This is a genomic window from Spiroplasma endosymbiont of Megaselia nigra (assembly GCF_003987485.1).
In the GTDB taxonomy this organism is placed as follows: domain Bacteria; phylum Bacillota_I; class Bacilli_A; order Mycoplasmatales; family Mycoplasmataceae; genus Spiroplasma.
Genome location: NZ_RCOO01000041.1, coordinates 1 through 8833 on the forward strand (window position 1 = coordinate 1; position 8833 = coordinate 8833).

Annotated in this window: 10 protein-coding genes and 2 pseudogenes; 7 read left to right on the forward strand and 5 right to left on the reverse strand. The window is 22.5% G+C overall.

Going from position 1 to position 8833, the window contains the following annotated elements; translation table 4 throughout:
- The 4 genes from D9R21_RS02820 to D9R21_RS02835 all read right to left on the reverse strand — a co-directional run.
- The coding region (locus D9R21_RS02820; protein WP_148108821.1) for an Mbov_0401 family ICE element transposase-like protein at positions 1-1088 on the reverse strand (1088 nt) is incomplete at its 3' end.
- A gap of 490 nt (positions 1089-1578) precedes the next feature.
- Positions 1579-1800 carry a hypothetical protein gene (locus D9R21_RS02825; protein ID WP_126821016.1) on the reverse strand — a complete coding sequence of 74 codons (222 nt, stop codon included), beginning with the start codon at positions 1798-1800 and terminating at the stop codon, positions 1579-1581.
- 39 nt (positions 1801-1839) lie between these two features.
- The gene (locus D9R21_RS02830; protein ID WP_126821017.1) at positions 1840-2247 is read right to left on the reverse strand and encodes a hypothetical protein; all 408 of its coding nucleotides are present in this window, start codon (positions 2245-2247) and stop codon (positions 1840-1842) included.
- A gap of 22 nt (positions 2248-2269) precedes the next feature.
- Positions 2270-2884 (reverse strand): hypothetical protein, encoded by a 615-nt coding sequence (locus D9R21_RS02835; protein WP_126821018.1) that lies wholly within the window; start codon positions 2882-2884, stop codon positions 2270-2272.
- Positions 2885-3019: 135 nt separating this feature from the next.
- Here D9R21_RS02835 and D9R21_RS02840 point away from each other — a divergent pair, with 135 nt between their 5' ends.
- The 7 genes and pseudogenes from D9R21_RS02840 (at position 3020) to D9R21_RS02865 (ending at position 8553) form a co-directional block, all read left to right on the forward strand.
- Complete coding sequence (locus D9R21_RS02840; RefSeq protein WP_126821019.1) at positions 3020-4192, forward strand: hypothetical protein; 1173 nt, start codon at positions 3020-3022, stop codon at positions 4190-4192.
- A gap of 297 nt (positions 4193-4489) precedes the next feature.
- Positions 4490-4633 (forward strand): hypothetical protein, encoded by a 144-nt coding sequence (locus D9R21_RS06950; RefSeq protein WP_158613856.1) that lies wholly within the window; start codon positions 4490-4492, stop codon positions 4631-4633.
- 19 nt (positions 4634-4652) lie between these two features.
- Entirely contained in the window at positions 4653-5978 is a 1326-nt protein-coding gene (locus D9R21_RS02845) for a ribosome-inactivating family protein (RefSeq protein ID WP_126821022.1), read from the forward strand.
- A 3-nt stretch (positions 5979-5981) separates the two neighbouring features.
- Positions 5982-6473: a lipoprotein gene (locus tag D9R21_RS02850; RefSeq protein ID WP_126821020.1), complete on the forward strand. Its 492-nt coding sequence runs from the start codon at positions 5982-5984 to the stop codon at positions 6471-6473.
- 165 nt (positions 6474-6638) lie between these two features.
- Positions 6639-6956 carry a hypothetical protein gene (locus D9R21_RS07920; RefSeq protein ID WP_196234371.1) on the forward strand — a complete coding sequence of 106 codons (318 nt, stop codon included), beginning with the start codon at positions 6639-6641 and terminating at the stop codon, positions 6954-6956.
- A 263-nt stretch (positions 6957-7219) separates the two neighbouring features.
- Positions 7220-7396 (forward strand): annotated as a pseudogene (locus D9R21_RS08750) (MATE family efflux transporter); the annotation flags it as partial.
- A 131-nt stretch (positions 7397-7527) separates the two neighbouring features.
- Complete coding sequence (locus D9R21_RS02865; RefSeq protein ID WP_126821021.1) at positions 7528-8553, forward strand: hypothetical protein; 1026 nt, start codon at positions 7528-7530, stop codon at positions 8551-8553.
- 38 nt (positions 8554-8591) lie between these two features.
- On the opposite strand, the pseudogene D9R21_RS02870 reads toward D9R21_RS02865, so the two are convergent.
- Positions 8592-8833, reverse strand: a pseudogene (locus D9R21_RS02870) (integrase core domain-containing protein); the annotation flags it as partial.

The following is an 8833-nucleotide window of genomic DNA, read 5'->3' on the forward strand; positions in this document are numbered from 1 at the left end:
GGGAGAATTTGATTACGAATACATTTTTCATTATTTTTAATATATTTAATTGTTTTTAATAAATAACTTCGTTTATTTCCAACAATATATGGCAAAAGAGAAATTAATAAATCTAATAATTCATTATATTTGCCATTATAAAAATAGTGTTTTGCTACATTATATTTTATTTCTTGCATTTTATTTCTTTTTCGATATGATCATAAATGTTCAAATTTTTTAATTAAATGATACTTATCTAAACTTACATCAAGAATATTATTTTTAAATTCTTTCGCAATAGCATTAGCGATAGTTTCAATATAATTTGCACCATCACCCAAAACTAAAATCTTTGTATCTTTTTTAATATTATAACTATGCATTGCTTCAATAACTTTATTTGTAAATACCTTAATATTAGTTAAATTTTTAATTTTATGTGGAATATTATTCATTTCGAAAACACCTTTTTTATTTTCAATTACTGGTCTTTTTTCAGTTGATTTTTCCTTATCAAACCCAGTATGTATAGTAGAAATTAATATATGTTCTTTTAATTTTTCTTTGGTTTTATCATCTCGCATAGTTTGAAATGTACCATCCGCTTGAACATATATAGTATCTCCAGTAATATCTATTTTATTACTTTGATTAATATGAATATAGTCAATTTTATCTAAATCAACATTCTTATAAATATTTGATATTGTCATATTACTAACTTTTGAATCCGCAACTGTATCTATAACATCACTATATCTTTTTCCATCACCCATAAATGATAATATTTTTTCTCGTAATGAATTTTCTGTTCTTTGTCATTTTTTAATTCCCAAATATTCGTCTAACAAAAAAACATATACTTTTCTTTTTAAAATTTCATCAAAATAATAATATCTTCTTCGTGGAATAGTTACACGGCATCTTTTTGTTATTATAGTTTTATTTCTTTTTTCTTTTATTTTATATTTTTGATATTCTAGATTTTCTTTTGTCATTTTAAACAATTCATCATCTTTTTCAATTAATTTTTTAGTAATATCTTCAGCATATTTTTTATCATTTTCTTCTTCAGAATCTTTAAAAAAATCAATATTTGTAATCATTTTAGCATTTCCACTTTCTAATTATTATCAAATAATACTCACACACTAACTCCATTTTTGATATTTGTCAAATTTAGTTTTAATAAAAAAACAAGATTAATATTAATCTTGTAATAGAAAGGAGGTGGCGATAATTAAATATTATTAACTATCTTAGTTTTTATTAAAACAGACGGCTATTGTTATCGCCGAATATGTCAAATTATATATGCTTTTTTTCTGTCATATCACTTACTTAATCTAGAAAGGATTTTGTATGTATAGTAATGCCCACTTTCGCAGGACTTTATGCCAACCAGTTTCAATAAACTTTTTAATTCCCATTTAACGAATAGAACTCCATCTTTAAATCTTGCTTTATATAGATACTGTCATTAAAATATAATGTCAAATAAATAATTAAAATAATCTGCCGTTATTAAACATTTTAAACGCCATATGAGTAATTAATTTATATTAATTATATGTTGTTGTTTATATTTAATTTATATTAATGTTTTTTGTTATTAGTTTTAGATAAAGTTTTATTTATTTTTTTATTTTCATTTTTAAATAAATATTTTTTTAATTCTTCTTTTTCTTCTTTATTTAATTTTAATTTATTTATCATTCAATCTAACCAACATGTTTCATCACAAAAATAAAAATTACTATCTTTTTGCATATTTTTAATAAGACCGTGTTTTTTACAACTTTTACAAACTGCATACATAAAAATAACACCCCCTTATTTTAAATTAGTTAAATAATATTAATCCTCACATTTTAATAAAATATTTAAAAAAATATTTCCGCCCAATTCAATATTAGTACCTCTATAAGCATCAAAGACAATTTTATTTATTTTTATATTTTTAATCTTATTTTGTTTTTCAAATAATAATACTAAATCATTAGAATAATCTAATAACAAATTAAAATTTCCTTTATTTATAATTATGTAAATATTTATAACCAAAATCCCACTATAAATTTTATTTTCTTTATAAGAAAAATTATCTATACTTTCAATTTTAATAAATAAAAAATTATTATTTTTATTAGATATTGTAAAATTTTTATCATTAAAAATATAAACAGGAATATCGTTTATTTTTTCTTTAATTACTTTTTTTAAAATTTTTGTTGTTTCATAATATTTTAAAACAATATTATTCATTTTTTAATGTCATTCTTAAAATTTAATTTTTTTTATTTTCTTTTTCTTTATTTTTAAGTTCAAAATATGAATCAATAAATTCAATTAACGCTATTATTGGATCTTCTAATTTTTTACAAATCTTATTAATTTCATTAATTCTGGTTTTACTTAAAGAACTAAAATCAATTTCTTGTTTTAAAAATATTTCTTCTTTCTTTATATCTTGAAATTCATTAACTGTATCAACTAATTTTTTATTTTCTTCTTTTGTTTCTTCAAAATCAAGTTTATCAATTATTTCATATAATCCCAACGCTTTAACTGCCAATTTATAACCTTTTTTATAAAGTTCTAAATATTTTTCTACTTTTTTATTTAAATCATTAGTATTTATTTTATTTAATGGCTTATTTTCAAAACTTTGATAATTTTTAATTATTTTTTCATGTTGTTTTTTAAACATTATCTCTAAACTTTTTAAATTTGCTTTTCTATCCTCTTCACTATATTTTATATTTTCTGATTTTTCCATTTCTTTTAATGCTTGTTCTGCCATTCCTTTAAATTCACATTTTCTACAAAAGAAAAATTCATTATAACCAGTCATATCTTTTTGTAAATCTCTCTTTTTACACATCTCACAAATTTGATACATATTTTATTCCCACTTTCATTTAATTTAACTAAATATTACCATTTATTCTACACTTATGCACATTAGACTTGAATATATATATAATGTTAATATAAATTGATAAAAAATTTCAAGGAAGAAAGGAAATTTAAAAAAATGAAAAAACTTTTAAGTTTATTAAGTGTATTAACTGTTAGTGGAAGTGCTTTACCAACAACAATTGCCGCTAGTCCTTATCAAAAACAAGAAATAAAAATATTAAATAGTGATAAAAGTAATTATTCACAAACAAATCATTTAAAAATTTTAAATAGAAATAGGAGAGAAAATAAAAATAAGATTTCTGGTATAGTAAGTATTATTGGTCCAAAAGAAAACAAAAGAATTGATTTTTCAACAGGGTTAATTTTAGATAATAAACTTTACTATTGTTCAAAATTTACAAATTCACTGAATGAAACAGATTTGATTACATCTCTGACAAAAATAATTTCATTAGAATGAAGTTTTCTTAATGGTTCAAATGGTATAATGTTAAATAATAAACAATATGTTATTCAAAATGATGGCAAAAAAGTTTTTGAAATTGATAATAATAAAATGAATCTTATCATAGAACCAGATGGAAAAATAAATAGTTCAAAAGATATTATGGCATTAAATGATAAAGTTTATTTTGTTTCAGATAATGGTAAAATTTACGAATATAATCAGACAACAAAGGAACAAAAAATTGTTATGAAATTAAATGAAGAAATTTATTCTTTGGGTGTAGTATTAAATAACGAACTTTATTTTGGTTCAAATACTGGTAAGATTTATGAATATGAAACTTTAAAGTTAATTGAATCTGATGTTATTGATTTACAAGAACAAATAAGAAGAGGTGTATATTTATATTATCAAGAAAAAAATCCTAATTATTATGTTAAAAATATAGAGTTTAATATGAATGATTTAAAATATTCTGATATTGAATTAATAAAAAGAGAGTTTGTTTCTAATATTAAAGAAGTTGAAAATATTTGTGACGGTACTGCTAAATTTGAAAATAGAACATCTGATGAAGATGAATATCAAACACAAAGTTGTAAATATACAAAACAGAACATTGAATCGTATCAAATATTAAAAGGATTAAATAAAAGAATTGATAATACATTAGAAAAAGGAACTAGCAATACTGGCACAAGTAGTATTTTAAATAGTAATAGTAAAAGTACAACTTCACAAACAGGAGGAGAAGTTAGCGCAGGAGGAAGTTTATTCGGTATTGGTTTAAGTGCCAGTATTTCACATTCTCAATGAAATGAAGAAAGTAGCACTTAACAAACAGAAAAATCAAATTCAAAAACAGAAAATATTTCACAAATTATTTCAAATTCTTCATCAATTGATTTATCAAATGTTATTGAAAAACAAAAAATAGAAACTAAAGAAATTGAATTCCCGTCTCAAAAAGTAAAAGTAGGTGGTAATCAAATCAAAAAATTAACTTTCACTCTAAATAAAACTATTACAAAAAATAAATTTATTTTTAATCAACATATTAATGGAAAAATAAAATTAAAAATAATTGATGAATATAATAATATAATAGAACAAGACTTGTTAATTAAAGATATAATGAGTAGTTTAAAAAATAATGATCTTTTACCAAAAGAAATTGTTATAAATAATAGTGATATTTCATTTCAAGGTTCTTTTTTACTTAATAAAGTTAGTAGCTCTAATTTAAATATAGTAACAGAAGAAATAGATACAATTTAAGAAAGAAGGTAAAATAAGAATGAAAAAACTTTTAAGTTTATTAAGTGTATTAACAATTAGCGGAATTAGTATGCCAAGTGTAATTGCTGCTAATCCATATCAAAAAGAAAAAAATAAATTAGAAAATATTGTTGATAATAAAAAATTTAATACAAATAACTTAGAAAATTTAAATCGAGTTAAAAGAGGAAAACCAGTAAATAAAAAAACAACCACCAAAAAGAAACCAACTGTAGGTAATTCATCATCGGAAACTGAATCAAATAATAATATTTCTAGTTCTTCAATAAATAATAAAAATAAGTTTCATAATTTAAATGAAATTAGAAAAGAATCAATAAATAGAATTAGAAATAAAATTAAAAATCACTGTTTATTTAAAAGCGGTCACGAATCAACAGTTAATAATAATAGACAATATAAAAACTTTTTAAGAGAAAGTATTAATTATTTTCAAGAAACTGAAAATATTGAACATGAAACAAAACACCCAAGTACAGAAAAAAGTATATTTAAATTAAAAATAAATAATGTTAATAAAGATGATATTATTCCAAATTTTATTCCCTTAAAAACAATTAAGGAACAAGAAACTTTAGTTCCACATAGTTCAACTCAAAAAGTTGGAGAGCAAGAAATAGAAATTAATGTTAATCAAGAAAATCGCAATAGAAGACGAACTATTCCTGAAGCAGAGATTGAACTTGTTTTAAATAGCAGTAATTTATATTTAGATGGTTTTATAACTACCGAAAATGTTAAAGTTACCCCAAATATTAACAAAAATAAAGAAATTAAATCATCTGAATATGAAACTAATATACTTAAAAAGAAAACATATTGATATTTTAATGATAGTTCTGAAAAAATAAAATCTCAAATTGAAGATAAATTTAATAAAGAAAAAGAAGAAAATAAAATTAAAGAATTTGAATCAAAATCATTGGATTATTCCGGAAATTATTCAACATTAATTGGAAATAAAGATATAGAAATTAATAAAAACAATATTTTATCATCTATTAATAAAATATCTAATACTACATTAGAAAATAAAAACGAAATTAAAGATGATTTAGTTAGAGTTATTTTTATGACATCTGAATCAATGCGTTTTTTCTCAATTAGAGAAAAAGTAGATAGTGTATTAAATAATGATGAATCAATTAATTGAAGAAATTATAAAGATACACTAAATAATTGAAATACATACAGTCAAAATTATTATAAAATGAAAACAGGAACAGAATTTACTGATGAAGAAAAACAAAAAATATATGATGTTTCTATTTTACTTCCAAGTGAAAATGAAGAAATATTCCAAACCTCAAGAGCAACAGGATAAAAAATGAAAAAAATATTATGTGTTTTAGGAACAATTAGTTTAATTACTACTGGGAGTAGTAATTTAATTGCCTGCGATAATAAATTATTTAATTATAAATTATCTTCAGAAGAATTAGAAAAATTAAAACAAAAAAATAGCAAAACAATAAATAACAATAAATTAGAATGAATAGTACCACAAGAAAAACCATTTAAAATAGCGGATGACAAATGATATATTGTAATATGGCGTATTAGTAAAAATGGTGGTTGAAATATTAATAAATTTATTAATTGACAAAATTATAACTTGCAAGGTATTGATTTAATTAATAATCATCGATTGTATAGAACTTTAAATAGTTTAGAAATTAAAAAAGAACCAAATTACATAATATCTAATTGAAATAATGATGACGGTACTTATTTTAAATCAGTTTATCGTTGATATGGTGAAAAAGAACCAGATATAATTTTAAATTTAGATTATAAAACTGGTGAAATTAAAGATTAAAAAAAATAATAATTAAGTTTTAAACTTAATTTTTTTTATATAAAATTCTGTGTCTGGATAATTCATTTTTAATTCTCCTTAGAAAAAAAGATAACAAAAAAACTCATAAAAAAGAAAAAAACCTAATAAATTTTAATAAAGCGGCCTATTATTTTTTAGTAAAATTTGAAAAACACTGTTGGTCAAGTTCAAATTGAATATAATAAAGTGGGTGCATGTAATGTTTGAGATATTTTAAATATGAATAATTTTATTAATCGCCAAATTACAGTATTACCTTTAAACTACACTCAAAAACTAGTATTTAATCCTTTTACCATACCCGCCATTGGAAAGTTTTTAAACTTTGTTTCGTTTGGTATTCCTTGGGACTGAATTGGGAATTTAACAATTACTCAAGATGATAAATGACCTAATTTCCCATGACTTAACGGTTTTATGAGTGCTAATGGTCATATAAATTTCATTTTCAGTATCAATTAATTCATTTCGAATGCGTTTATCTTGAAGGGGATTGGTCATATAACGGACAAAATTTTGTGCTAATTTTGTTGCCTCATATTCACCTTTAATTCGAAACATTCGCTTAATTTTAGGATTATGTCGATACTTTTTTTGTTTCATTTTTTTCATTTACCTTAAATTATATATATTATATCGTGTTTTTAAGGAAACTAATATTAAAATATGTTGATTTTAAAAATAAATTTAATAAAAGATTATTATAATTTTTCTTTATTATACCAGACCAAAGTAATATTTATTATTTTATATTATTAGGGTTAAATGATTTAATTTCAGCTATCATTGTAGGTATTATTTTATATTTATTTTGATACAAACATCGTTATCATATTTTTAATGAAGTTGATGAAAAAGATCAAGAATATTTGCAAAGTAAAAAACAACAAACAAGGTATTAAACTTAAATAAAATGGTAAATGGTTATATACCTTTCTAATAATTATGACAATAGTTTATTTTAATTTTACTTAAATATGTGATATAATTTATCTATAAGAAAAGTGGGCATATTGATATGGAGGGGTATAGCGTGAATAATAATGATCCAAAATTTAGTGGTGGAAATGAAAATCATTTTAATTCGTTTGAAAATAACAATAGTTTTGGCAATGATAATTTATTAAACCAAAATGAACCAGTAACACCACTAACAAAACCAATTATAGTTCCTGGTAATCCAAACGATTTTAAAACAAAAACTAATCCACCCTTTAATTCTTCTTACATTTCAAAAACTTTGGGAATTAATGGAACAGAAGTTAAACCGCAACATAATAAACCAATTTATCAACCAATTATTTATCAACCATTTGTTATGCCTATTATGCCTAATCCAATGAATGCGATGGGAATGGGGGCATATAATCCGATGATGGGTTATCCGCAAATGTTCCCTTATCCAATGATGCCACAATTTCCAATGATGATGGGTTATCCGCAAATGTCACAATATCCCGGAATGTTAACTTATCCTCCAATGGCAGGACCGGAAGTAGAGCAACAATTTGCTGGTCAAGATTCTAATTTTAATAAAAGACAGTATTCGCAAGATTCGGGTCGTCATTACGCAATTATGAATCCAGATTTGATGAAACAACAACAGGGAATCAATAACGATTTTGATGATAATTTTGATGATACGTTTAATGAGGGAACTCCTTTTGGGACAAACCATGATTTTAATCAAACAAATGACTTTGGTAGTGCTAATTTTTCTGGTCAAAATGATTTTGGCCAAGGAAATTCAAATTTTGGACCAACACCAGATTTTAATGCAGCACCAAGATTTAGTTCATCACCTGATTTTGCTCCATCAGATGGTTTTAATAATAGCAATGTTTTGGGTAAAATTGATGAAACAAAAATGCCATTTCAATATGATGAAGAAACAAGCAAGCGAAAATTACCAGTTTGAGCAATAGTTTTAATTGTTGTGCTAGTACTTTTAGTTTTAGCAGTTATAACAATTGTAATGTTGTATTTTAATATAGAAGCAGTTCATGACTTAATTAATTGTTGATTTGGCCTTGATGTACCATTTAAGCCGTGGTTTTAAAAATGTTATTTAATAAACTGCACCCATTTTAGTAAGTACTAATAAAAAGTATTTACTATTTTTTTTATTATATCTTTTTCTTTACGATTTGAATATCATGTATTTCATTTTATAACATCTTGTATATATTCTTCATGTGAATTATATATTTTATTATGGATTGTAGCTTTCTTAAGTAATGAATGAAAACTTTCTATAACAATATTATCTGCACAGTGGTATTTTTTACCCATTGAAATTATAATACCGTTAGAGACACATTTATAGTGATAAATAGCGG